The organism is Nitrospirillum iridis, from assembly GCF_014205765.1.
Classification (GTDB): domain Bacteria; phylum Pseudomonadota; class Alphaproteobacteria; order Azospirillales; family Azospirillaceae; genus Nitrospirillum; species Nitrospirillum iridis.
This window is the reverse complement of sequence record NZ_JACIIZ010000023.1, coordinates 50,818-76,145: the sequence shown is the minus strand read 5'-3', so window position 1 is coordinate 76,145 and position 25,328 is coordinate 50,818. Positions and strand designations below refer to the sequence as shown.

Sequence of the window (25,328 nt, the reverse complement as noted above, 5' to 3'; positions counted from 1 at the left end):
CGGTGACATGAAAAAAGGAGGCCGGGACGATGCCGCGGCCTCCTGTCATCATCGGTGCGACCGGAACGCCGGTCGTCAGTTCAATCCGCTGGTCTTGATCGCGGAGCAGACGTACCAGCTGCCCAGCAGGGTGCGGCCCTGGGGGTCGCCTTGAGTGAAGAAGTCATCCCTGCTGGCACGGGCTTCCGCGACGCCCTTGCGATAGCCAACGATAACGTCCTCAGCGCTGAAACCGGCGCCGACGCTGGTGGCTACGTAGTCCACCCGGCTTAGCGCCGCCATGAACGGCTCGTTGTTATAGTGCGATTCAAAATCGCAGCGCATCTGCTCCCACAGTCCCAGGTGTTCATGGCGTGGCGGCACCTCGACATGGGCCATCACCCCGCCCGGCCGCAGCAGGCGATGGCATTCCGCGAAGATGTTGCGCATGGCCGCGGCCGAGGTTTCGTGCAGCAGGGCGGAGGAGGTGATGAGGTCGAAGCTGGCATCCTCGAACCGGGTGCGCTCCGCGTTCTGCTGGCTGAAGTGGATGGCCTGGCCCATGGCTTCCGCCCGGGCGTGGCCGTAGCGCAGCATGGGCGCGCCCACGTCGATGGCGTGTACCTCGGCATCCGGGAAGGCGGCGGCGATGGCCACGGTGCTGTGCCCGACGGAGCACCCGAGATCCAATATGCGGCGGGGCTTCAGGTCGGGATAGAAATCCCGCAAATGCGCCACCAGCGTCTGTCCACGCCCGTCGTTCTTCCAGCCACCGTTCAGGTTGCGCAGATAGGTTGAGGCGAAACGGTCGTACAGCGCGCCCGCCCTGAAGTCCGCGGCCGACGTGTCGACGTGATAGCTGCCAGGCATGCGGTGATGGTCGAAGGCCGCGATATAGCGGGGAATGGCCAAGCCCGGATCCAGCGTCAGGGAGCCGCGCGGCGCCGCCGTCTGTTCGGACACGGCGTTGGCCAGGGTGTCGTACTGCCGGTCCACGCTGGCGCCCAGGGTGCGCCAAATCTGGTCTTGATAGAAGAAGCTGAGCGACAGCCAGTACTGGTGGAACGGGTGTTCTTCAAGTGTCGCCCGCATCTGGGCGCTGGACTTGGGCGGCGCGCCCGTCTTCGCCTCGATCTCGGGAACGATCACCTCGTTCACCAGCCGCTTGTCCAGGGGGTCCATGTTCTGAATGGTCCACAGGCGCATGGCCAGGAAGTGGTCTTCCATCGCCTGTTCGTCATGCGTCGCCTGCGGCATGACGGCGTGTCCGAAATGCTCGGTCATGGTGTGTCCTTCCAGGAAAGGGTTCAGTTCGTCGTCACTTCGTCCAGCACGCTGTCATAGTCGCGCTGTTCCCTCAGGCTGTCCGGCAGCAGCTTGTCGCGGGCCACGCCCAGGACGCGGTCATAGGCCAGCTGACGGTAGGCGGCGCGATAAGCGCGCGCTTCCGGGTCGGGGCGGAAGGCGTCGACATCGGCGGGGCCGTAGCCGCCGGCCAGGCGCTCATGGGCGTCCAGCCGGTCGCGCAGCACCATCACCTCGCCCAGCAGCGCCATCACCATCGACGCCAGCGCGTCGGTGGTGGCGTCCTTGAATATGGTCGGCTGGCTGCCTTGCGAGCGGCTGACCCTTTCCTTGTTCTTGCGTTCCATCGGTCCCTGTTCCTGTTCCCGGGTTGTATGAGCCCCAAAAGGAGGGCTCCAAGGGGGGGCGTCGTCAGGCCCGTGCCGTCGGCGGGGCGAAGCGGATCAGCGTACCCGTGCGCGCCAGGATGTCCTTCTTGTCCAGGTCGGGCCCGAAGGCTTCCTCCGTCACGGCGTCGCGCTGGTGCAGGTCATAGCCTGTCTGGCTGGAGAGGATGACGACCACGTCGGTGGCATCCTCCACGGCGAAGGGGAACTCATGCCAGGTGCCCAGGTGCAGGGTGAAACCGGCATTGCCGTCAAACAGGAAGGCGCGGGCCTGCGACAGGTCGGGCAGGTCGCCGTCCGACGGCGGCGCCATCACGACGACGAAGGGCTTCCCGGCCAGCGGGATGAAGGTCTGGGTGTGCTGGAAATGGCGTTCCATGTAGCGCACCTCCGGCGGGCGGGTGTCCACCGTCGCCAGGCTGATGTCCACCGGATGCTCGCAGGCGAACTCCACCGGATAGCGCATCAGCACCCGCCCCTTGTAAAAGTCCACCGACACCGGCTTTACGTCGGCTGTGCGGCCCAGGACGCGCCCGAACGCGGCCAGGGCTTCCGGCGTCGCGGTCTCGACGGCCAGGGTGACGATTCCGGTGGGGGCTGTGGCGGCTTGGGTCATTGAGGCACCTCGTGCAGGGAAGGCGGCCGGGGCCGCCGCGATGGGGAAAGGCCGGCGGCGCCCGCCGTCAGCGATAGGGGCCCACCCTCTGGCCTTCAGCGGCCAGCAGCATGGCCGCGGCCTCACCCCCCGACAGCCGCTGGCGGACCATGCCGCGTCGGGCCAGCGCGAACAGGACCGCCCCACCCAGCAGGGCCGGGATGACGACGATGGCGATGGAGTAACCGACCTGCGCCGGGTTCCGGAACAGGCGGTCGGTCAGTGTCGCCACCAGCAGCGGGCCCAGCGTGGCGCCGATGATGGTGTTGACCAGCCCGCTCAGGGCGATGGCGCTGCCGCGCATGGTGGGCGGCACGATGGCCTGAAGGGTGGCGAAGGTGGTGGCGCCCAGCACGGCGAAGATGGCGCTGCTGCTGGCCACCAGGAACATGGCGAAGACGGGACCGGGCACGAACACGGCCAGCGCCGACGGGATGGCCAGCAGCGGGCCCACCATCAGGATGCCGAACTTGGCCATGGCGATGGAGCGGCGGGCGAAGTGGTCGATCATCAGCCCGCCCACCAACGGCCCCAGGAAAGAAAAGGCCATGGAGAACGGTCCGAGCCAGGACCCGATCATCGCCGGTCCCAGCCCGAAGGCCCGCGTCAGCATGGCCGGCGACCAGGCGGCGGCGGCATAGGCCGCCATGAAGCACAGGGCGAAGCCCAGATACAGCGGGGCGAAGACGGCGCCGTTGCGTTTCAGGAAGGACAGCTTGTCGGCCAGCGAGATGGGGTCCGCCGCCCCCTGGATGCCACGGCGGGGCGGCTCCCGGGTCATCAGCATCATGGCGACCACCACCAAGCCCAGGGTGCCGCAGCCGATGAAGGCCACGCGCCACGGGGCGGCATCCTGCAGCAGGGGAACGCCGACGAAGCGGCCGTTGGCCGCGGCGGCCATGATGAAGCTGGTCAGCGAAATGGCCAAGCCATTGGCGACGGCCTGGCCGGTGAGGAACAGGCTGAGCGGCTTGCCCCGGCGATGGGGCGGGAACAGGTCGGCGATCAGCGATACCGCCGCGGGGCCCAGCGCCGCTTCTCCCAGGCCCACCAGCAGGCGGGAGGCGAACAGTTCGCCGAAGGTCGCCGCCAGGCCGCCGCCGATGGTGGCCAGGCTCCACACCAGCACACCGACGGTGACCAGCAGGCGCCGGGACACGCGGTCGGCGATCAGGCCCAGGGGGATGCCCACCGTGGCGTAGAACAGCCCGAAGGCCAGGCCCTGCAGCAGGCCGATCTGGAAATCGACCAGGCCCAGGTCATGGCGGACCGGGTCCACGACGATGTTGATGATACCGCGATCGATAATGGACACGATGGCCGCCAGGAACAGGACGGTGACGGTCCACCACGCGGTGCGCCGGCTGGGATAATCCGCCTGGCCGGCGGCGGTGGCGGGAACAGGGGCCAGGGACTCTTCGGAACGCATCGTCGTCACCGCATGTCTCCCACTGCGGCGGGCAACCCCACGGGACGCCTCGCCTTTTCAAGTGCCGTGCCCGAGCGACGGGTTTCGCGGGCCATCAGGGTGCCGCCGGGGACGCTGGAAGCGCGTCCAGGAAATCGCCAAGGTCGGCGGCGAACCGGTCCGGGCTTTCCCACATCGGCCAGTGGCCGATACCGGGATAGTGGATCACCTTCACCCGGGTTCCGGTGAACCGCCGCACCGATGCATCGGCGCCTTGCGAGATCACCGTGTCCTCATCCGACCATTGCAGCAGGACGGGTGCCCGCACCTGGCCGGCGGTGGCCCCCACGTCCGTGGTGCGGAACAGCGCCACATTGGACTTCAGGTAGGCCTGCTGGTTGGTGATGGCCCCGGGAAGGTTGGCCATGTCGTACATGACCCCCGCCAGATAGGGGGGCGCTGACCAGCCGGGGTGGGAGGTGTCCTGCAGCACCAGGGTGTAGAAGAACCGCGGGTGGTAGTGGGGCAGCACCGCGTTGTGGAAGGCCAGCATCCAGCGGATGCGCCAGTCGACCTGGCGGGTCTGGCTGGGTCGTTCCAGCGGCAGCATGGAAAAGGCCATGGCCCGGATGCGGTTGGGGTTATCGGCATTCAGCTGCAGGGCGACGTTGCAGCCGTTGGATGTCGCCACCACCGCCAGCGGGCCGACCGCCAGCTGGTCCAGCACCAGGCCCACCAACCGGGCGGCTTCGGCGGTGGTGTAGCCCCGGGGGTTGGGGCCGCTAAGGCCGTAAGGCGGCCAATCCACCCGGATCAGGGTGTAGCGGTCCGATAGTCGGTCCACCAGCGGGTCCCATTCGTGCAGGTTGACCCCGGTGCCGTGCAACAGCAGCACGGGCGGCCCCTTGCCCTCCACCCGGACATGCATGGGCACATTGTCCACGGTGATGAACCGGGACGGCGCCTGCGCGTACCGCGCGGTCGCCGCCTCGCGATCGGTGGCCAGCCAGCCCAGCCTGGCTGGAACGAACCACGCGATGAACAATACCAGTGGCAGCCCGACGCACGCGCCGGCCGCCACCCCAATCCTGCCAAATCTCACGTCGCCCTGTCCTTTTGCTTTTCACGGTAATTTGTTGTGATCACAAGGCTATTTTTATTCTCACACACGGTGTCGAAGGGCGGGCTATTGGTCCCGCCTGAGGTACGCATCGACAAGGTCGGCCACGCGTTCCGGCACTTCCTGCGCGGGAAAGTGGCCCGCAGTGTCCAGCCAGACCACCGACCGGCTTTCCGCGCCGGCCAGATAGTCATACAGGGCGGCTTCCGCCGGGGGCGTCAGCACCGGGTCGCGCCGGCCCCACAGGATCAGAACCGGCGCCTTCACGGCGCTGAGGTGGTCCATGGTCAGCTGCTTGTTGGCGGTCAGGGCGTAGAGGGCTAAAGGGCTGGGCTCGGGCGCCCGCAGGCCGGTGGTGTAGGAATATTCCACCGTTTCCCGCGTCAGGCGTTTGGGCTCCCCCCACAGGTAGGACATGTAGACCTGCCAGTATTGCAGGTCGCGATAGCCGATGGCCTTGGCCCGCGCGATCTCGACGTCCAGCGCCGGCGTGGTCTGGATCTTGGCCTCCGCCACGGAGTCCGCCGGGGTGTTGGCCAGGATCAGGGCCGTTACCCGCTGGGGATAGGTCCCCGCGAAATAATAGGCCAGCGTGCCGCCGCTGGAAGTGCCGAACACGGCGGCCTTGTCCACGCCCACCTTGTCCAGCAACCGCGCCACCAAAGCCTCGGGGGTGCCCACCGTCTGGGCCGCGTCCTCGCTGACTGGGCCTGACAGGCCGCCCGGCGGCTGGTCGAAGCGGATGATGCGATAGCGGTCCTTGAGCCGGGCGACCACCCCGTCCCAGGCGTTGAGCGTGCCGTTGGATCCGTGCAGCAGCAGCAGCACCGGGCCCTTACCCTCGTCGCGGTAGCGCACCTCGACGCCGCCGAGGTTGGCGTAATGGTCACCCGGCGCGCCCAGCCGCTGGCGCAACTCCGCCAGGGATAGCCGTTGCGGCGGCGTCGCCTCCGCCGCGTGGCTGGAGGTGCCCAGCCACGCCGCCGCCAACAGCAGCGCCGCGCCCGCCACCGACCTTATTTTTTGCGCCATCACCGTCATGCCCGACCGGAGGTGACGAACCATGAGCGGAAAACCCCCTCCGACGCCTCACCGAATTTCCGGGGCGCGGTGCGGCCGTTGAAGGCGGTCGCTTGATAGCCCGTGCGGATGTCGGTGAAGCCGGCGGCGCGCATCAGCTGGCCATAGTCGGCGGTCAGGGCGCCGCGCCAGTTGGGTTCGTTGTTGAACTGGGCCTCCAGTTCCGAAGACAGCTCCTGCCAGATGTCGCCCAGGGTGTGCAGCAGCGGTACCTCCAGATGGATGGCGATGCCGCCCGGCCGCAGCAGGCGGCGGCTTTCCGCCAGGATGTTGATGGCCGCTGTCGGTGAGGTTTCGTGCAGCACGACGCAGCTGTAGACGACGTCGAAGGAGGCGCCGGGGAAGGAAGTCCGTTCCGCGCTCTGCTGCGAGAAATGGACGGCCGCGCCCAGATGCTCGGCCCGGGCGTGGGCGTAGCGCAGCATGGAGGCGCCGACGTCTATGCCGTGCACCTCCGCCTCGGGGAAGCAGACCGCCGCCGGCACGGTGCTGGTGCCGATGCCGCAGCCCATGTCCAGGATGCGGATGGGGCGGATGTCGGGTGCGACCGTCAGCAGGTGGGCCATGGCGGTATGGCCGCGCAGGTCGTTCAGCATGCCGCCGTTGCGGCCCAGCATGTAGACCGCGCCGCCCCGATCCATCACCGCGCCCTGCAGCACCGAACCATCGTCATGCGCGTTGCCGCCGGGCATCAGGTGGATGTCGCCCCGCGTGATGTAGTCGGGGGCCACGAAGTCCGGATCCAGCGTCAGGGTGCCCTTGGGCGCGTCGACCGCGGCCAGGGCCTCCAACTGGTCGGCCTGCCGTTCCACGCAATCCTCCACCGCCGCCCACAGCTGGCGCTGGGATTCACGCTTCAGGCTGAGCCAGGTCGTGAAGCTTTCGAAGGACTGCATGCGGTGGCGCAGGTCATCCACCGGACTGTTGCTGCCGCTGCCGGCGATGGCGGGCACGATCTGCGCCGCGATCTTCTGCTGCGCCGGTTCCAGCGTCTGGCCGACGAACAGCTTCAGGTCGCGGACGAACAGCTGTTCCACCAACTCATCATGGGTGGGGACCGCGATCATGGGGTGCGCCAGGGCGGCGCGGGACTCGGCGATGCCGCTCATGCTTGGATCTCCTTGCCGGCGATTGGGCGGGACGCCGCGGCCACGTCGGCCATCGCCGCCTCCTGCAGGGGGCGGAAGACTTTGTTCAGCGTGTGTTGGCGCAGGCCGTCCCGTTCGGCCTGGGCCGCCGCGTCGGGCGAGAAGGAGTCCACGGCACCCGGCGCCAGGACCTGGGCCGCGACCAGCAGGCGTTCGCAGGTGTCCAGCCGCGCGCGCAGGACGGTCACTTCTGATGCCAGCGATACGATCATCGCCAGTGTCTGCTCATCAAGGCTGCGTCTGCCCGGAATGGGGTCGAGCCGGTTGGGTGTGCGCGGAAGCCTGCTTTTCACGTGAACCTCGCCATATTATTTGTGGCCCGTTTTGCGTCCAACGCGACCGGCCACCACGACCGGCCACCACGACCGGGCAGAGCCATGGGCTCCCGGGAAGGCTCCTCGAGGGACTGATGCCGGACGACGCCGGGATTTTGTCGCATCCGTGTGCGCCCGGCGTCGTGTTCCGATGGTTTGTCCACCAGATGGATCCGGTGCCATACCATTTCCGCCGGCGCATGGAGATCGCCGGACCGTCAACGTAGGGTCCGCCCCGTCCGTAAGTGATTTGAGGATCCAAGCCTCGACCAGCAGCGGCACCGACCCGTGCGCCGCGGATCAGGCTCTCGCGCAGGGAGCGATTGTCGCGCGTGCTGATGCTGCCAATGCCGGGCACGGAGATCAGTCGATGGACCGCGCCGTCGCCGCGACAATCGCTTCGGCGTCCCGGTGGTCGTTCTTCTGTGCCTTGTGAGGTACGGGCGCCCGTACTCCAGTGACGTCAGCCGGACCTCATGGCCCGGCGCCTGCGACACCCCGCAGCGGGACGTGACGTGATCCCGTCAACCTTTGGGCGCCATGCCGGCACCGTCCAAATGGTAATAGAGGCAATTCTCGTCATCCGGCGTCAGGCGCACGGTGCCGGTGAGGACGACCAGGTCATAGGTGAAGGTGACAGGCTCTTTGGTGCGCACCTCCACCACGTCGGCCGCGCCCGGCGGCGGGCAGAAGGGACAACTGGGCGCCAGCGCGCTCAGCAGGAAGTGGGTGGAACGTTCGGTTTGTTCCAGCGGAATGATATAGCCGCCCAGGGTCAGGCTCTGTCCCGCCATGCGTTGTACCGCCGGGCCGAAAACAGCCCGCAGCCGCGTGCCGTTCTTCACCTTGATCTCAATCTCCTTCACATCGGCGATTTTGTCCCAGCCCAGGGTGGCCCGGGGAATATCCTGCGCCTTGGGCACGGTGGTCTTCTCCAGGCGCAGCGCCAGCGCGGAAGCCGGGGTCAGGATGGTCAGGGCGGCGGCCAGCAGCAGAGCGGGCAAGTGGTGCATCGACATTGGACTATTCCTGAGATGTGCACGCCAGGGAGTTATGATATAACATATCATAATTTCAACGTTCCCAGGGAATTTGGCGCGATGGCGGCGGGCAGGGCGATTGGATTGGGCGCGGTGCTTGTGGCGACAGGCCTCATCTGGGGGTCGGCCTGGGGGCAGGGGGCCGCGCCCCAACCGTCGCCCCCACCCCAGCCGCCACCGACGACGACGGAAGACGCGGAGCTGGCCGCCGCCGCCGTCCGCAACATGCGGGAAGAGAAGTGGCGGGAGGCCGCGCGCGCCTACCAGGACAGCCTGGGCCCCGATGCACCCCGCGGTTCCGCCGGCCTATGCTGCCATCCCACACCCTACGGCACCGAATGGTGTCATTAGGCCATATCCGGTGGCACGGAACGTGCCTTCAGGATTGTGCCAACGTGCGGGCGACATCGGTGCGGTAAGCCTGGATGGCGGGCAAGGCCGCCGCCACGGCGGCCACGACGACGCCTAAGCCCAGCAAGCCCAATTCCGCCGGCGCCACCATCAGCGGGTTGATGCCGAAGTCGCGCGCCTTGGGTGACAGCGCCACGAACAGGGCGAGCCCGCCATGAGCCAGCAGCAGGCCGGCCAGGGTGCCGCCGCCGCTGACCAGCAGGGCTTCCACCGTGATCTGCAGCACGATACGGGCTCGGCTGGCGCCCAGGCTGCGCATCACCGCCAGGTCGTAGCGGCGCTGCTGCAGGGCGTTGGTCAGGGCGACGAAGGTGCCCAGCGCCGAGGTTACCACCAGCAGCACGCCCACGGCGCGGAAGGCGTCCAGGCCCGCGCCCAGCAGTGACATGAGGCGGACGAGTTCCGTGGCGGGGCTGGCGGCCTGGGCGCCCGTCTCGCTGTTGATGGCGCGGGGCAGCCGGGCGGCGGCAAGGGGGGACGCATAGCGTACCAGGATGGCCGTCACTTCGCGTGGGGGTTGGGCGCCCGCCACCTCCTCATGGTGCTCTTCATCGTGCTCACCGTCCCGGTCCCCATCCCCGTCGTCATCGTGGTGGTGGTGATGGGCATGTACCGCCCAGACGCTTTCCACCGGCGTCAGCACCAGCCGGTCCACGACCGTGCCCGTGGGGGCCAGGATGCCGACGACGGTGTAGGGGGTGTGGGCGTGCACCTCACCGCCCGGCGTCAGGCCGTGGCTGCCGGCGAAGCTGTCGCCCACATGCAGATTGGCGGCCCGTGCCACGGTGGCGCCCACCGTGGCCTCCATCGCCGCGCCGAACATGCGCCCCTGGGCGGGTGTCGCCTGGTAGTGGCCAGGATAGTCCGGCGTCGTGCCGACGATGCGGAAGCCCTGATAGCTGTCCCCCAACGCCACCGGAATGGCCTCGCGTACCAGGGGGTTGCGGCGCAGATCCTCCAGGGTGGACAGGGGCACGTTCCCTGTCGGCACGTCGGCCTGATAGACGCTGGACAGGATCAGTTGCAGGGGGCTGCCCTTCGCGCCCACCACCAGGTCGATGCCGGCGACGTCGCGGGTCAGGCGCCCCTGCATCTGGCTGTCGATCAGCGCCAGCCCGGCGATGGCGGCGACGCCCAAAGCCAGAAGCAGCAGGTTCAGCGCCGTGGCCAGGCGGTTTTGGCGCAGATAGGCCAGGCTGAGCCCGACGGGTCCCAGGGTGCCGGTCATGCCACCGCCCCAAGGGCTGGGGCCGTCAGCACCAGGCGTGCCGGCAACCGGGTCTTCAGCCGCGCGTCATGGGTCGCGATCAGCAGCGTGGCGTCGTTCTCCGCCGCCTGTTCCAGCATAAGGTCCAGCAGACGCGTGCAGTTGCCGTCGTCCAGCGCGCTGGTGGGTTCATCCGCAAGCACCAGGGCGGGACGGTTGACCACGGCCCGCGCGATGGCCAGCCGTTGCCGCTCCCCTTGCGAGAGCTGGCGCGGGTAGGCGTGGGCGCGGTCGCCCAGGCCGATGCGGTTCAGCAGTTGCGCCACGCGGCCGTCATCCGGCGGGTAATCCGCCAGCCGCTGCGCCAGGCGCAGATTGTCGGCCAGGGTCAGCGCGTTAACCAGATGCAGTTGCTGGAACACCAGGCCGATGCAGGCGCCGCGCACCACGTCACGCACGCCTTCGTCCAGGCTGGTCATTTCCTGGCCCGCCACCATGACCTGGCCGGCCGTGGGCGACAGCAACCCGGCGATGATCTGCAGCAGGGTGGTCTTGCCGCTGCCGCTCGGGCCCAGCAGCAGGCCGTGTTCGCCGGCCGCCACCCGCCAGTCCGGCAGGTCCAGCACGGTACGGCCCGCCACCCTATGGTGCAGGCCGCGTAAATGGATCAGAGGGGCGGGAGGGGACATGGCGGTCCAGACGACGGAGTATGTTATGTTATAACATAGCTAAATATCCGTCCCTCGGGTCGCCGTCCATGTCTTTTTCGTCGCAGCCCGTGACACTGATGGGCTCCCGGCTCAGGGCCGCGGCGCCCCAGCGGCGGCTTCCGCCGTCTCCTGCGGATCCACGGCGCGGAGGACCGCCCGGGTGTCACGGCCCACCTGCCGCATCCGGGCGGCGACCAGGGCGCTTAACCTTTCCTGCTCCACCACCGGCGCCTGGCGGGCGATGCTGTCCATATCCAGGTCGGGAACCGCAGCGAGGTCGGTGTCCGGATCGGTGACGTAGTGGGCGGAGAAACTGCGTTCCAACTGGCCATCCAGGGCGTCGGCGGCATCGGCCGACTGTGCCGTGACGATGGTGCGTAACGCGGCCGGCTGCAGCCGGGGCAGGGACGGATCGTCGGTGGTGTCGCGCAGGGCCACCAGCAGCGGATCGGTCAGGGCGCCCTGCCGATAGGCGGCCGCCATGTGGCGGTACTGATAGTTTTCCAGCACGGTATGACGGTTGGTGACCCGGTTGAGGGCCGCGGTCTTGGGGCCGTGCACCCCCGCCATATCCAGCACGCTGGTCAACAGCATCCGGGTCACGTTGACGCCGGGCAGGACGCGGGCGTGATAGGGCTGGGCCAGATCCTGGACGTAGTGGACGGCCCAGCCGGCGAAGCGCCAGCCCCAATAGGCATGCCCCTGGGCGAAGGCGAAGCGCGACAGGGTCATGTACAGGTGGATACGGGCCTCGGGATAAGTGTGCTGCAGATAGGGTGCCGCCCGGTAGACGATGCCGGACTCATGATAAAAACCCATGTGGAAGGGCGCTTGGCTGCCGTAGTCCAGGCGCGGGTTGCCGAAAGGCTGCGGGCCATAGCCGTAGAGGGCGCCGAACTGGGTGCCGTTGTCCTGCCACAGGCCGATATCCAGGCCATAGTCGGGTTCGTTGGACGCGGTGGCGACCACGTCGGCGACGCGGACCGTCGCCCCGTCGTCTATCCGCTCCAGGCTGTTGGCGTCGAGATCGCTCATGCTCTTGAGGATGCTGAGAGAGGGCCAGGGCACGACCCGCTCCGGCGCCACCGCCGTGCCGGGCGGGCGCTGCAGATAGAGGGCCAGCGGCATGTCCGCATTGGCGCGGATCGCCTGCAGGAAGGCGCGCTTCAACGCCGAGGCGTCGCCGCCGCCGTCATGCGGCGCCTGGAAGGCCAGTGCGGCCGGTCGCGGCGGGTAGAAGGGGACGGTCGCCTGGGCCCATTGCTCCTCATCCGCCAGCATCTTCGGCAGGCGGTCCGCTTCCTTGGTCAGGAAATCGGCCAGCGTTTCCGCCGTCACGGTGCGCTCCCCCCAATGCCCCAGTGGCGTTGTCGCCTGCCATGTGCAGAGGGTGTGGTTGCTCCAGGCCCGGGCCGCCGGTGACTGAAGGGTGACGAAGACGGCCACGGTCAGCCATAGGCACCGGGGTTTGAGGCTTGGCATGGCAGGCACCTGTGGAATGGGGCACGTCCCCTTCGGGGGCGGCGGAGATCGTCTTCCGCGCGGCGAAGGATAGCGCCGTTTAAAGTCTTTTCCGCGACATCCCAAGCGTTTTTGGCGCCGGTATGTTCGCACATGCGGAAGATCTATCCCTTCATGCCTGCCTTGGTCCCTGATCGAGGTTTCTGTCCTGAAGAGTGGCATTCGCATCATTCAGGACGTAAGCCGAGGCCCGTTGTCCGATCACCAAGGGGCCCCCGGGCATAGGCGGCCGGTGCAGCCGTTTAAACCCGCCCTTCCAGGACCGCATAGCCGCCGAGCGGCAGACAGCGTTGTCGGTTCTTTCGCGACTGCCATATAATTCTTCGCAACTGCAGCATTGGCTGTTCAGTCTTCCATTCCCGAGGCCCCGCCCATGTCCCGCTCCATTGCCGCCCATTCCATCCTGTTTTCGGCTGTCGTCGCCGGCGCCGTGAGCCTGGTCACCATCGCCCGTGGCGAAACCCTGTCCGCCGACACTGCCCTCAAGGCGAAGTTCGACGCCGTGGACGTCAACCTCTACTACCACCCCACCAAGGCCGGCTATCAGGTGGTGGTCACCGCCGGTACCCAGGACCCGGCCAGCACCGTGCGCTTCGTCTCCACCCTGGCGCCTGACCAGGAAACGGTGGTCTCCGTGCCGCGCGGTGTCGGCCAGCCGGCCCTGGAACTGCATGTGCGCCGCACCGGCGACACGCTGGAACTGGTGCGTCCGGTCTCCTGAGGCCGCTGGCTTCCCATCACCCCGTCCCCTTGGCTTGGGCGGTGATGGGTCAGTTGGCGTAGAGATAGCCGCAGCCGGAGTCGGCCGGGTCGTGGGCCAGGATGCGGTCGTAGAGCGCGCCCTGGTCGGCCACCAGTCCGTCCACCTCATCGGCCAGGATGAAGCCCGCCGCCACCTCGCGGCCTAAGGCCGCGCGTGCCTTGTCCAGGAAGTCCTGGCGGGTGGGGTAGCGCTCCGCCAGGGATGGGCGGGGGTCGTGGGCGGCCGCGCGCTCCGCCTCCGTCCGGGCGAAGGGCGCGAAGGAGCCGTCGAAGCGTCCCTGGTAGCCGGCGAAGCCCGTCTCCGGCGCCCGCAGGTTCCAGCCGGTGTGGGTTCCCAGCGGCACTTCCAGTTCCACCTGGCGCACGCCGGCGCGGTCGTTTCCGTCGGCGTCGGTGGCGGGTACGCGGGCGGGGTAGCGCGCGCCACGCGCCGGCGGCACCGTGTCAGCGATGCCTTGGGGGTAGCGCGGCCCGAAATCCAGGCGGGGCGGCGTCAGGGGCGAGAGCGGCGGCGTCAGGCCGGGCACCTTGGGGAAGGCCGCCTTGTAGACCTCCGCCGGGACCAGGGTGCCGTCGGCCAGCCTGGGCACCGCGCTGTCGGGCGGCAGGCCCTTGCCCTGGACCCAATTGTCCAGCGCCACGATCAGGGCGCGTTCCACCGGATAGTGGTTGGTGGTGTTGACGCAGGCCGTGAAGGGCCGGCGCTCATGCGACCGGCCGACATAATGCTGCGACCCCGCCAGCAGGTAGATGCGGGCGGAGGGGTCGATGGCGGCGTCCGCCCCGCCGTCCGGCGTGATGTGCAGCAGCGAGGCGGAGCGGTTCCAGTATTCGGCCGAGGTGTTGGCGAAGATCATTTTAGGCAGTGGGCCCAACGCCCGCGCCCCGTCCAGCATCGATCCGCTTCGCCCCGTGGCCGGTTCGGTCGAGGGGGCGGTGGTGAAGGGGAAGGCGTCGGAATAATAGATCTGTTCCACCAGCGGGCTGAAATGGCGGGTGGCCTGGCCAAAGCGCTGGTTGAAGGAGCCCTTGCCGGCCCCCGGTACCTGGGCATAGGCGCCGTCGAAAGCGGGGCGCCCCTCCTCATCCCGGTTCCAGCCATTGTACAGCATGGTGTCGATGACACGACCGGACTGGGAGATGCCGAAGATCAGGGCGCGGTCCAGCGGCGGCTGCCCGGCGAAGGGCTGGGTTTTGAAGAAGGACAGCAGGTCGCGGATGCCGGCCAGGCCAACGCCCACCACGTACGGATCGCGGGAGGGGACCACCACCTCATAGATCTTGCCGGTCTGGAAGCCGGCCTCCAGCCGTACCTCCACCGGCAGGCCGCCATCGGGGTTTTCCACGAAGGTCCAGTCAGCGCGGGCGATGGGGTGCCGTGGCGCCTCGGGGGCGTCCCGTTCCGTCAGCACGGCGTCGGGGGCGCCCTCGCTGGCGAAGGGATAGGGGATGCCTTTCATGCCGACGTAGCCTGCGGTCTTCGCCGGCTTGTCGACGATGAACTCGTACGCGACCTTGCCGGTGATGGGCTTGCCGTCCTTCTCCTTGGCCACGGGCGGCTTCAGGATGAAGGGCCTATCTTCCGGCCCGCCCCTTTGAACGTCCCAAGTCCAGGCCGACCACAGCAGGGTGAAGCCGCGCTTGAAAAAGAAGCCGTTGCCGGTGTCGGCCAGGGTGGTGGGGTCGTTGTGTGCCGGCACCCGGCCGTTGGCTTGGCCCAGCGCCGCGATGCCGCCCCGGTTGTTCACGTCGTAGAACAGGGCGCCGTTGCGCTGGCCCGCGTTGGTGGGGCGCAGCATCAGGAAGTCGGTGGCGAAGATGACGCGACCGTGATCGTCCTTGGGCGCCAAGCCAAGGTCGGTGATGCGGGCATTGGCCGGCAGGGCGGGGTCCAGGCTCACCCAGGCCGTGCCGCGGATCTTCTCATAGGTGCCGACGGTGCCGAAGGTGGCCCCGTCGGCCAGCACCGTACGCTCCGTGATCTCCACCCGCTCCACCGCCGACCACGCCGGCGTGGCGGTCAGTAGCCCCATCAGGACGATCAGACGCCGCATGTCACTGCCCCTTATTCATTGTGGGGCCGAACCTAAAGCGGCGGTGTCCCGCCTTCAATCCACTATCCTAGGGCGGCCACTCTATGGATGACCGATGGTGGCCAGCGCGCGGTCCAGTTCCTGGATGGCGCAGACGATGTGGTAGAAACTGCTGGCCGGTGCCGCCTCCTCCACGAAGCTGCCGTCGGGGTTCAGGCGGTCGCGCCACAGGCCTTGAACCGGCGTATCGAAATACGTCATCAGGCCGCGCCCGCCGGCCGCCGCCATGGCCCAATAGCCCTCGCTGCGGTCGGCATCGTCGCGGGTGGCCAATGCCGCCAGCGCGGCGGCCTTGATGCGCTCCGTCTGCGGCCACAGGCGGGCCACCGGATCGTGGGGTGTCATATCGTCCAGCAGGGCATTCATGGCGACGCCACGCCGGCGGTCCACGCCCGGGCCCTCACCAATGGCGATCATGCGCCAGGCGGCGTCCGCCGCCGCTTGGCTGCCTGTCAGGGCCGACCAGCGCAGCATCAGCCATGCCCATTCGAACTGGTGGCCCGGCTCGACGATGCGGCCGGGGGTGCCGGCCTGGGGGCGCCAGTCGCCATCGAAGTATTCCTTCAGCCCGCCCATCTGGCCGTCGATGAAGCGGGTCAGCGCCAGGTTCACGATCTCCTCCGCCAACTCGCGCCAGCCGCCGTCGCCGCCCTGTTCCATCCAGGCGAGGCAGGCCTCCAGCATGTGCATGTGCGGGTTGGACAGCAGGGGCAGGGTGCGGGGATGGCTCTCCTCGAACCCGCCCTGGGCATGGTGCAGGGTGTCCAGCAGACGCTGGCGCACCGCGACCGCCATCTCCTCCGGCACCCGGTTCTCCGGTGCGGCACCCTGCGCGGCCGCCAGGGCGAACAGGGCGAAGGCCTGGTCGTATAGCACGACGGTGTCGTCCAGACAGCCGCCGTCCGGCGCCACCTTGGTGCGGAACAGGCCGTCGGGGCGGCGGTAGTGGTTGAGGAAGAAGGTCAGGCCATGTTCCGCCGCCTCGCGCACCGGGCCGTTCCAGCCGGACTTGGCGGCGACGGAATAGGCATAGACCTGGCGGGCCTGCACCCGCGCGCGGCGGGGGTCGTTGGTGGGCTTGCCGTCCAGGCCCAGCTTTTCATGGAAGCCGCCGTGCAGCCGGTCCGCCCCCGCTTCCCACCACAAGGGGTAGGCGTGCTCCACCAGCCAAGTGTTCAACTGGCCGCGCACAGCCGCGGCATCGGCGAGGGCGCTGGAAAAAGCGGGAGAGGACATACAGGCTTTCCTTGTGTGATTGTCAGCACCACCAGAAGCGGTCGGCTCCCCGCCCGCCGGGGGAAGGACCCCAGCGGGCGGCGCCGATCTTGGCCTTCCCCCGTGCCGGGGAACAAATCGCCCCCGCAGGCGCGGCGGGGATTCTCGGCTTTGGCCAGCCGCAGGCGCGAGAATACCGTTTTGCGGCGAAAAATGAAAAATGAAATAATAATTCCGCGATCCCGGCGGCCCCTGTTTTCTGGAGAGGCCGTCAGGTGGCGGCGGTCTTCATCAGGGCGGTGCGGGACGGCAGCAGGCGGTCGTTGAAGGGGAGGATGGCGGCGCCCACGGCCGGCGCGTCCATGGCGGTGGCGGCGCGATAGACGGGGGCGATGACGGGAACGGCGCCGGCATGGGCCTTCAGCCGTTCGGTGATCAGATGGGCCAGGCGGTCCAGCTGGGCGGTGGGCAGACGGCCGCCCAGGAACACGGCCTCCGGGTTCACCAGGCAGCTGATGGCGATGATGGGAACGGTCAGCAACTCCGCCGCCGTGTCCAGCCACTGGCCGACCAGCGCCTGCCCCTCGGCGTCCAGGTTGGCCAGCTGGTCCGGTTGGCTCAGGGGTTGGCCGTTGGCCTTGAGGAAGCTGAACAGGGCCGACAACGACACCGCCTCCTGCAAGGAGGTCGCCGCCGTGCGGGACGATTCCACGGGCAGGAAGCCGATTTCGCCGCTGCGCCCCTGGGCGCCCCGGAAATACTGACCATCGATGACCATGCCGCCCCCGAGGCCGCGGCTGATCAGGATGTAGAAGAAGCTGGGATCGTGCAGGCCGTGGCCGAATTGCAGCTCGCCCAGGGCCGCCGCCGCCGCGTCATTTTCCAGGAACACCGGGAGCGGCAGGATGGCCGAGAACAGCCGGGCGACGTTGACCGTGTTCCAGGCCTCATAGCTGGCGGGGCGGTTGGGCAGGTTCACCCGGCCCAGATCATCGGGCATGGCGACGCCGATGCCGATGATACGATCCTGTGGGAAGGCGTTGGCCGTCAGCAGCGCGTCCACCTGCTCCTTGAAGAAGCTGGTGACGGCGTCCGGCAGGGGGAAGTCCACCTCCAACGTCGCGCGGTGACGGATCTGGCCCAGCAGGTCCAGCACCAACACGGTGACATGGTCGCGGTCGATGTTCACGCCGATGGAAAAGCAGCCGTCCGGGTTGATGGCCAGGCGCATCGCCGGCTGGCCGCGGGCGCCGTGCAGGCGGCCCACCTCCATGATCAGATTGTCGTTCAGCAGGCGCTTGGTGATGTTGGCGATGGCTGGCGCTGTCAGACCGGTGATGGTCGCCAGTTCCGCCCGGGTGATGGGGCCGCTGACCCGGATGGCCTGCAGCATGACCCGCTGGTTGTGGTCGCCCGCCCGCTCCAGGTTCGTGCCCGACAGGCTGGCGCCCAGCGAGGGGTGCAGGTCGGCGGTGCGGGGAGGCACAGGCGCGGACATCCGGACAATTCCTTTATCAACTTTAACAAAGATTATGGCCGGGATGGTGGGGCATCAGGGGGCTGGACACAATCATGCATTTGCCACGAGATCGCGCCGACGGCACCAATTTATCACGGTGGGCGCGGGGCGGCATGCCGGTGGGAACGCGACTCAGGCCGCCGCCCTGGAATGGCGTCCGGTCGCGCTGACGCGTTCTCGCCACCCCGGGCCCCGTCGCGGTCCCAAGGTTTCGCCACGATTCCCCGTCCGTGGCGGCGATGGGGCAAGGAAACCCGCCCGGGCGGTATAACCCTTGCGGCAATGAACGCCCCGATTGCGGATCCGCCTTGACGGCATCCCGGCGCCCTCGCCAGGATCAGCCATCGCGGCCGTTCCGCCGCCGCCTTCCCTCATATCCCGGGGTCTCACATGAGACGCTGCGTCGCGTTCGTCGCCCGTCTGGCCATCGCCGCCTTGGCTCTGGCCGCCCCGCCCTTGTGCGGCGCCGCGCACGCCGCCGGCCCCCTGGCGCCCACGAGCACCCTGGTGCAAAGCGACATGGACGCCAGCGGCGCCTGCGTCAGGTTCAACGGCGCCCTGGCGGAGAATCACGGCGACCTGTCCGGCTTCGTGGCGCTGGAACCGGCGGCCGACATGGCCGTCACCGCGGATGACCGCCAGCTGTGCCTCAGCGGGCTGGAACCGGGAAAGACCTACAGCGTCACCGTCCGCGCGGGGTTGCCGGCCGCCGATGGCAACACCCTGCCCAAGAACCTGACCTTCCACCTGGTGATGCATGATCTGCCGGGCAGTGTGCGCATCGCCGGCACCGGCTATGTGCTGCCGCGCGTGGGCAATGCCGGGGTGGGGGTGGAGACGGTCAACATCGCGCGGGTGGCGCTCAGCCTCTACCGCGCGCCGGAAACCGCCCTGGCCAGCCTGCCCCTGAACCAGGACCCGACGGGGTGGAGCGTGGAGAGCCTGGTGGATGAGAAGGTGCGGCCGGTGTGGACTGGCACCATGGACACCAAGGGCGCGCTGAACAAACGGACCATCACCAACTTCCCCCTCGACCAGGTGCTGAAGGAACGCCAGCCCGGCGCCTACCTGCTGGTGGTGGAGGATGAGAAGCTGGCCAAGGACCGGGACAACGCGCCCTATGGGGAGCGTGAGGCCCGTACCGCCGCCCGCTGGCTGGTTGAAACCGACATGGCGCTGACGGCGTTGACCGGGGGGGACGGGCTGACGGTCGTCGCCCGCTCCCTGGCCAAGGCGACCCCCCTCTCCGGCGCGCGGGTCGTGCTGGTGGCCCATGACTCCGGCACGCTGGGTGAGGCCAAGACCGATGGCGACGGCATCGCCCGCTTCCCCATCGGCCTGCTGCGCGGCAAGGGCGGGGCGCGGCCGGCCCTGGTGGAGGCGTTCGCCGGTGGCGCGTCGCTGATCCCCTTCGCCAGCGCGCCGGCCGACTTCGCCGCGCTGTCGCTGGACCGGGCCGCCTTCGATTTCAGCGCCCGGGGCGCCGATGGCCGCCCGGATCCGGGGCCGCTGGACGCCTATGTCTATACCGAGCGGGGCATCTATCGCCCGGGGGAGACGGTGCACGCCGCCTTTGTGCTGCGCGACGCCCAGATCCGCACGACGGCGGTGGACAGTGTGGCCGCCGTCGTGCGTCGCAGCGATGGGGTGGAGGCGGCACACCTGACCATCAAACTGACCAGTGGTGCGGGCACCGTCGACGTCCCCATCAGCGCCGCCGCACCCCGTGGCGAGTGGCGGATCGACCTGTATGTCGCCGGCGGTGACGCCGTGGTGGGCAGCGGCAGCTTCCAGGTGGAAGACTTCGTGCCCGAGCGCCTGAAGGTGACTGTCGGCAAGCCGACGTCCCCGGCGCTGGCGGCGGGTCAGCCCGCGATCTTGCCCGTTGAGGCGCGTTTCCTCTACGGGGCGGTGGCCGCTGATCTGCCGGTGGGCGGTGAGGTGCGGCTGGAACGCGACCCCAAGCCCTTCGCCAAATGGACCGATTTCGCCTTCGGACGTGACGACGACGGGTTCCAGCCGGCCACGGAGCCGTCGGTGGACACCCATACCGATGGCGAGGGCATGGCGCGGGTGGAGTTCCCGATCCCGGCGGCCGGGTCCGCCACCGCGCCCCTTCAGGCCGTCCTCACCGCCGCCGTGGTCGAGCCGGGCGGCCGGGTGACGCGCGATCAGACGACGGTGCCGGTGGTCTACCGGGCCGGCTTCCTCGGCATCCGTCCCCGGTTCGCCAACCACCGGGTGCGGGAGGGGGGCGGCGCCGACTTCGACATCTTGGCCGTGGACAGTCTGGGGGCGCCGCAGGTGGCGAAGGGGCTGCGCTACACGGTCAGCCGGGTCGAGCGCCATTACACCTGGTACCGCAGCGGCTATCGCTGGTCGTATAGGACCAGCCTGCAGTACCAGACGGTGGCCACCGGCGTGCTGGACCTGGACGGCGTCAAACCCGCGCGCCTCAGCCAACGGCTGGACTGGGGCGAGTATCGGCTGTTGGTGGAAAGCCCCGCTAACGGTGCTGTCGCCTCCGCATCCTTCTACAGCGGCTGGTACATGGCGGGCGCCAGCACCGACGCGCCCGACGTCGTGCCCTCCGCCTTGGACAAGGCGGCCTACAAGGCGGGGGAGACGGCGCACCTGCGCATCGAACCGCCCTTCGCCGGGCAGATGCAGGTGGCCGTCGCCGGCCAGGATGTCCGCATCCTGACCACCCGGGCGGTAGGGGGGGAGCCGGTGACGGTGGATATCCCTGTCCGGGCGGAGTGGGGGGCCGGCGCCTATGCCCTGGTGTCCTTCATCAGGCCGGCGGACAAGGGCGCCGGCCACCAGCCGGTGCGGGCCGTGGGCCTCGCCTGGATCCCGATCGAGTCCGCCGCCAAGACGATGGCGGTCAGCATCACCGCGCCCAAGACCTTGCGTCCCCGCCAGAAGGTGGATGTGCAGGTGGACGCGCCCACCGCCGGGGCTGGCGCCTATGTCACCGTGGCGGCGGTGGACGAGGGCATCCTGCAATTGACCCGTTTCCGCAGCCCCGACCCACTGGCCCATTTCTTCGCCAAGCGCAAGCTGGCGGCGGAGATGCGCGACGATTACGGCAACCTGCTGGAAAACCAGGCCGGCCAGACCGGCGTGCTGCGCCAGGGCGGCGACAACTCACCGGGCGGCGTCGGCCTGCCGGTGGTGCCCACCCGGACTGTCGCCTTGTTCTCCGGCCTGGTGGCGCTGGATGCCAAGGGCCACGCCAAGGTGACGCTGGACATTCCCGACTTCAATGGCAGCCTGCGCCTGATGGCGGTGGCCGTGGACAAGGAGCGCATGGGCATGGCCGAGGGCGCGCTGGTGGTGCGCGACCCGGTGGTGGCGGAGGTCATCCTGCCCCGCTTCCTGGCGCCCAACGACACGGCGAGTGGCACCCTGCTGCTGCATAATCTGGAGGGGGCGGCCGGTGACTACCGCGTGACGCTGGTGACCGACGGCGCCCTGAAATTGGCGGCGGATCCTAGGCGTACCGTCACCCTCGCTGCCGGCCAGCGGGTGGTGCAGCCGGTGGCGCTGCGCGGCGGCGGGGCCGGCATCGGCGGCCTGACCTTGGCCGTGGAGGGGCCGGGCGGGCTGAAGCTGGAACGGTCCTGGCCCATCACCATCCGCCCGGCGGAGGCGCCCATCGTCATGGCGGAACAGCGCCAGCAGGCGCCGGGGGAGGCCTTCACCCTGCCACCCAACCTCCTGGATGCCTTCCTGCCCGGCACCGGCGGCATCACCCTGTCCTACGCCAACCTGCCCGGTATCGACGTGGCCGGCCTGATGACGGATCTGGACTTGTACCCGTATGGCTGCACGGAGCAGACCGTCAGCCGCGCCCTGCCGCTGGTCGCCTTCCGCGACCTGGCCCGCCAGCTGGGGTTGGAAGGCAACGTCAAGGATCCGGACAACCGGGTGAACACCGCCATCGACCGCCTGCTGCAGCGCCAGGGCTCGACGGGTGAGTTCGGCCTGTGGTCCTCGGGCGACGGCCTGGGTTCCCCCTGGCTGCAGATGTACGTGTTCGATTTCCTCAGCCGGGCGCGGGGGGCGGGCTACTTCGTGCCGGACCTGGCCATGCGGTCGCTGGCCGACTGGGTGACGCAACAGACCGACCGGGGTGTGGGCGCCACCGGCGAACAGGGGGAGGCGCTGGTTTACGGCCAGTATCTGCTGGCCCGCGGCGGCAATGCCAACCCGGCCAATCTGCGCTACATCCACGATGTGACGGCGGAGCGGCTGTCGGATGGCCCGCTGGCCTACGCCCAGCTGGGGGCGGCCCTGCTGGCGGCGGGGGACAAGGTTCGGGCCGACGCGGCGTTCGAGCGCGCGCGCAAGCATCTGGGCCAAGCCTCGCATGACTATTACAGCAGCCCCCTGCGCGACGCCGCCGCCACCCTTGCGGTGGCGGCCGAGGCCAACGCCGTGCCGCTGCAGGAGGCGGCGCTGCATCTGGCGCTGTCCGGCCTGAAGGAGCCCTGGCACTACAACACCAACCAGAAAAGCTGGCTGCTGCTGGCCTCGCAGGCCATCCTGGCCAAGGGCCAACCCATCTCGCTGACCACCACCGGCTATGCCAAGGCCGCCACCGGCCGCACCCTGACCTACAGTCCCAACCCGGCGCAGCTGGCCGCAGGATTCGGCGTGGTCAACAGCGGCACCGCCGCGGTCTGGCGCACGGTGCAGCTGCACGGCGTGCCCAAGGAGAGCCCCGGTCCGGTGTCCGAGGGCATCACCTTGACCAAGCAGGTCTACACCATGGACGGCAAGCCTGTCGGCACCGACCATGTCGCCCGCAACACCCGGCTGGTGGTGGTGTTGACCGGGGTGCTGCGCCAGCGTGTGAAGCGCACCCTGGTGACGGTCGATCCGCTGCCGGCGGGATGGGAAATCGAGTCCGTGCTGCACCCGGGGTACAAGGGGGATCCAAGGGCGCTGGACTGGTTGCAGAACATCAGCGACGCGGCGGTGGCCGAGGGCCGCGATGACCGTTTCGTCGGCGTCTTGGACGCGGGCCAGCCTTCCTGGGTCCATTCGAACGGGATTGAGGAGGCAAGCGACGACGCGAAGGAGGACGACCGGCCGACGCGGGACTTCCGCTTCGCCTATGTGGTGCGGGCGGTGACGCCCGGCGAGTTCGCCTTGCCGCCGGCGTCCACCCAGGACATGTACGACCCGGCGGCCATCGCCCGCACCGCCGCCGGCCGCACCGTGGTGGACGCCGTGCCGTGATACCCGGGCTGGGCGTTTGGGCGGCACGCGGGGGGCGCCTGCGGTGGGGTGGGCGTCTGGCCGCCGGGCTGCTTGCCCTGGTTGCGGTGGCGCTGGTGGCCGACCGGCTGTTCCCGCCGGACCTGCGGCGCTGGCAGGCCCGCTCCACGCTGGTGACGGATGAGCGGGGGGAGGTGCTCCGCGCCTTCATCACCGACGATGACTCATGGCGATTGCCCATGGGGGTGGACGACGCCAGCCCCATCTATCTGAAGCTGTTGGTGGCCTATGAAGACCATCGCTTCTACCGCCATCCCGGCGTTGACCCGCTGGCCCTGGCCAGGGCCGTGGCGCAGGCGGTGCGCCACGGCCGCGTCGTTTCCGGCGGTTCCACCTTGACCATGCAGGTGGCCCGCCTGCTGGAACCCCGGCCTCGCACGGTGGGGGCCAAGCTGATCGAGATGTTCCGGGCGGTGCAGTTGGAGGCCCGGTTTTCCAAGCGGGAGATCCTGGGCATGTACCTGACCCTGGCGCCCTTCGGTGGCAACCTGGAGGGGGCACGGGCGGCGTCGCTGGCCTATTTCGACCGGCCGCCGGCGGTGCTGACCCCCGGGCAGGCGGCCCTGCTGGTCACGCTGCCGCAATCGCCCACCAAGCGCCGGCCGGATTTGGCGCCGGCGGCGGCGCGGGCGGGGCGGGATGCTTTGCTGCGCCGCATGGCGACGGCGGGGGTGCTGACCCCCCAGGCGGCGCGGGAGGCGATGTCGGAGCCGGTGCCGACGGATCGCCGGCCGCTGCCCTTCCTGGCGCCGCACTTGGCCGACCGCTTGCGCCGGGCGGCACCGCCGGGCAGCGTCATCGCCAGCACCCTCGACGCCGGCCTGCAACGCCGGGTGGAGGCGCTGGCGCGCGACACCCAGGGCACGCTGGAGCCGGCGGCGGAGGTCGCCGTGCTGGTGATGGAGATCGCCAGCCGCAAGGTCCGCGCCTATGTCGGCGGCAGCTTCACCGGCCCCTATGGCCAGGTGGACATGGTGGCGGCCCCGCGCTCCCCCGGTTCGGCGCTGAAGCCCTTCCTCTATGGCTTGGGCTTCGAGGCGCTGCCCCTGCATCCGGAAACCCGCATCAACGACGCGCCGGCCGTGTTCGGCGACTATGCCCCGCGCAATTTCGACGGTGGCTTCCATGGCCTGGTGACCGTGCGTGAGGCCTTGCAGCAATCGCTCAACGTGCCGGCGGTGAAGGTGCTGGACCGGCTGGGTCCCGCCCGCTTCCTCGGCCGGCTGCGGGAGGTCGGGGCCCAGGTCATCCTGCCCCGGCCGGATACCGCCCCCGGGCTGCCGTTGGCGCTGGGCGGGTTGGGGCTCAGCCTGGCGGACCTGACCAACCTGTATGCCGACCTGGGCGATGGCGGCCAGGCCCTGCCGCTGCTGCTGACCCCGGCGGAAGGGGACGGCCCGGGGGGCAAACGGCCGGCCCGGCGGCTGATGAGCGCGCTGGCCGCCTGGTATGTGGCCGATATCCTGTCCGGCACCCCCCGGCCGGACGGCCGCGCCGCCGTCGGCGGACGGTGGCTGGCCTACAAGACCGGCACCTCCTACGGTTTCCGCGACGCCTGGGCCGTCGGGTTCACCCCCACCCATGTGGTCGGGGTGTGGGTGGGGCGGCCGGACGGCACGCCCCGGCCCGGCGCCGCCGGCCGCGACGTCGCGGCCCCGCTGCTGTTCCGTCTGGTGGATCTGCTGCCCGACCGGGGCACGCCGCCCGGCCGGCCGCCGGGCGCGCTGGAGGCCGGCCCGGGCCATGCCCTGCCGCCGGCGCTGGCCCTGTTCGACCGGGCGCCGCCCGGCGGCGGTGCTGTCGACGGCCCGGCCCTGTTGAAGATCGCCTTCCCGCCGGATGGGGCGGAGGTGGAACGGGCCGAAGGCCGCGATGGCGTCACAGCGCCGGTGCCGCTGGAGGCGGTGGGCGGCCGCCCACCCTTGCGCTGGCTGGTCAACGGCCTGCCGCTGCCCGGTGCCGGGGAGGGGGTGGACTGGGTCCCCGATGGCATCGGCTTCGCCGACATCGCCGTTATCGACGCCGCCGGACAGCGGGCCAAGGCCACGGTACGGGTACGCGAATGAGCCCTCATTTGCGGGCCCTGACCCAAAAGACCCTTGCGTCGGTCCGCACCCGCTCGCACCTTGCTGCCGGGCGATTTTGAGCTTCCCTCCAGTCGATACG

At 69.3% G+C, this 25,328-nt stretch carries 19 protein-coding genes; 4 read left to right on the top strand and 15 right to left on the bottom strand.

Translation table 11 applies throughout. From position 1 onward, the window contains the following. Positions 1–75: 75 nt before the first annotated feature. From FHS74_RS28090 to FHS74_RS28050, 9 genes are all read right to left on the bottom strand, one after another. Positions 76–1,263: a class I SAM-dependent methyltransferase gene (locus FHS74_RS28090; protein WP_184807578.1), complete on the bottom strand. Its 1,188-nt coding sequence runs from the start codon at positions 1,261–1,263 to the stop codon at positions 76–78. Positions 1,264–1,286: 23 nt separating this feature from the next. Then, positions 1,287–1,631: a hypothetical protein gene (locus FHS74_RS28085; protein ID WP_184807577.1), complete on the bottom strand. Its 345-nt coding sequence runs from the start codon at positions 1,629–1,631 to the stop codon at positions 1,287–1,289. Between the two features lie 64 nt (positions 1,632–1,695). After that, on the bottom strand, positions 1,696–2,286 hold the full coding sequence (locus tag FHS74_RS28080; protein ID WP_184807576.1) for an ureidoglycolate lyase: 591 nt from the start codon (positions 2,284–2,286) through the stop codon (positions 1,696–1,698). A gap of 67 nt (positions 2,287–2,353) precedes the next feature. Beyond that, positions 2,354–3,754 carry an MFS transporter gene (locus tag FHS74_RS28075; protein ID WP_246463428.1) on the bottom strand — a complete coding sequence of 467 codons (1,401 nt, stop codon included), beginning with the start codon at positions 3,752–3,754 and terminating at the stop codon, positions 2,354–2,356. Positions 3,755–3,848: 94 nt separating this feature from the next. Further along, positions 3,849–4,835, bottom strand: a complete 987-nt coding sequence (locus FHS74_RS28070; RefSeq protein WP_184807574.1) for an alpha/beta fold hydrolase — start codon at positions 4,833–4,835, stop codon at positions 3,849–3,851. An 84-nt stretch (positions 4,836–4,919) separates the two neighbouring features. Beyond that, entirely contained in the window at positions 4,920–5,918 is a 999-nt protein-coding gene (locus FHS74_RS28065) for an alpha/beta fold hydrolase (protein WP_184807573.1), read from the bottom strand. Further along, entirely contained in the window at positions 5,891–7,042 is a 1,152-nt protein-coding gene (locus tag FHS74_RS28060) for a class I SAM-dependent methyltransferase (RefSeq protein WP_184807572.1), read from the bottom strand. The genes FHS74_RS28065 and FHS74_RS28060 overlap by 28 nt, the downstream gene beginning before the upstream one ends. After that, complete coding sequence (locus FHS74_RS28055; protein ID WP_184807571.1) at positions 7,039–7,293, bottom strand: hypothetical protein; 255 nt, start codon at positions 7,291–7,293, stop codon at positions 7,039–7,041. The genes FHS74_RS28060 and FHS74_RS28055 overlap by 4 nt, the downstream gene beginning before the upstream one ends. Positions 7,294–7,919: 626 nt before the next feature. Next, entirely contained in the window at positions 7,920–8,414 is a 495-nt protein-coding gene (locus FHS74_RS28050; RefSeq protein ID WP_184807570.1) for a DUF3299 domain-containing protein, read from the bottom strand. Positions 8,415–8,519: 105 nt separating this feature from the next. Between FHS74_RS28050 and FHS74_RS28045 the strand changes: the two genes are divergently transcribed. Further along, positions 8,520–8,786, top strand: a complete 267-nt coding sequence (locus FHS74_RS28045) for a hypothetical protein (protein ID WP_184807569.1) — start codon at positions 8,520–8,522, stop codon at positions 8,784–8,786. 28 nt (positions 8,787–8,814) lie between these two features. Here the strand turns inward: FHS74_RS28045 and FHS74_RS28040 are convergent, their stop codons facing one another. From FHS74_RS28040 to FHS74_RS28030, 3 genes are all read right to left on the bottom strand, one after another. Beyond that, a complete protein-coding gene (locus FHS74_RS28040; protein ID WP_184807568.1) occupies positions 8,815–10,074 on the bottom strand; it encodes an ABC transporter permease in 1,260 nt (419 codons plus the stop codon). Further along, entirely contained in the window at positions 10,071–10,742 is a 672-nt protein-coding gene (locus FHS74_RS28035; protein ID WP_184807567.1) for an ABC transporter ATP-binding protein, read from the bottom strand. Before FHS74_RS28035 ends, FHS74_RS28040 begins: the two co-directional genes overlap by 4 nt. 111 nt (positions 10,743–10,853) lie before the next feature. Next, a complete protein-coding gene (locus tag FHS74_RS28030; RefSeq protein ID WP_184807566.1) occupies positions 10,854–12,245 on the bottom strand; it encodes a phospholipase C/P1 nuclease family protein in 1,392 nt (463 codons plus the stop codon). 412 nt (positions 12,246–12,657) lie between these two features. On the opposite strand from FHS74_RS28030, the gene FHS74_RS28025 reads away from it, so the two are divergent. Next, entirely contained in the window at positions 12,658–13,005 is a 348-nt protein-coding gene (locus FHS74_RS28025; RefSeq protein WP_184807565.1) for a hypothetical protein, read from the top strand. A 49-nt stretch (positions 13,006–13,054) separates the two neighbouring features. Here FHS74_RS28025 and FHS74_RS28020 read toward each other — a convergent pair whose 3' ends face one another. The 3 genes from FHS74_RS28020 to FHS74_RS28010 form a co-directional block, all read right to left on the bottom strand. After that, on the bottom strand, positions 13,055–15,100 hold the full coding sequence (locus tag FHS74_RS28020) for an alpha/beta hydrolase domain-containing protein (protein WP_184807564.1): 2,046 nt from the start codon (positions 15,098–15,100) through the stop codon (positions 13,055–13,057). 81 nt (positions 15,101–15,181) lie between these two features. Further along, on the bottom strand, positions 15,182–16,375 hold the full coding sequence (locus FHS74_RS28015; protein ID WP_184807563.1) for an AGE family epimerase/isomerase: 1,194 nt from the start codon (positions 16,373–16,375) through the stop codon (positions 15,182–15,184). A 250-nt stretch (positions 16,376–16,625) separates the two neighbouring features. Then, the gene (locus tag FHS74_RS28010) at positions 16,626–17,852 is read right to left on the bottom strand and encodes an ROK family transcriptional regulator (protein ID WP_184807562.1); all 1,227 of its coding nucleotides are present in this window, start codon (positions 17,850–17,852) and stop codon (positions 16,626–16,628) included. A gap of 411 nt (positions 17,853–18,263) precedes the next feature. Between FHS74_RS28010 and FHS74_RS28005 the strand changes: the two genes are divergently transcribed. Next, positions 18,264–23,123 (top strand): alpha-2-macroglobulin family protein, encoded by a 4,860-nt coding sequence (locus FHS74_RS28005; RefSeq protein WP_184807561.1) that lies wholly within the window; start codon positions 18,264–18,266, stop codon positions 23,121–23,123. Continuing rightward, on the top strand, positions 23,120–25,228 hold the full coding sequence (gene pbpC, locus FHS74_RS28000) for a penicillin-binding protein 1C (protein ID WP_343067060.1): 2,109 nt from the start codon (positions 23,120–23,122) through the stop codon (positions 25,226–25,228). The genes FHS74_RS28005 and pbpC overlap by 4 nt, the downstream gene beginning before the upstream one ends. Positions 25,229–25,328: the final 100 nt, after the last annotated feature.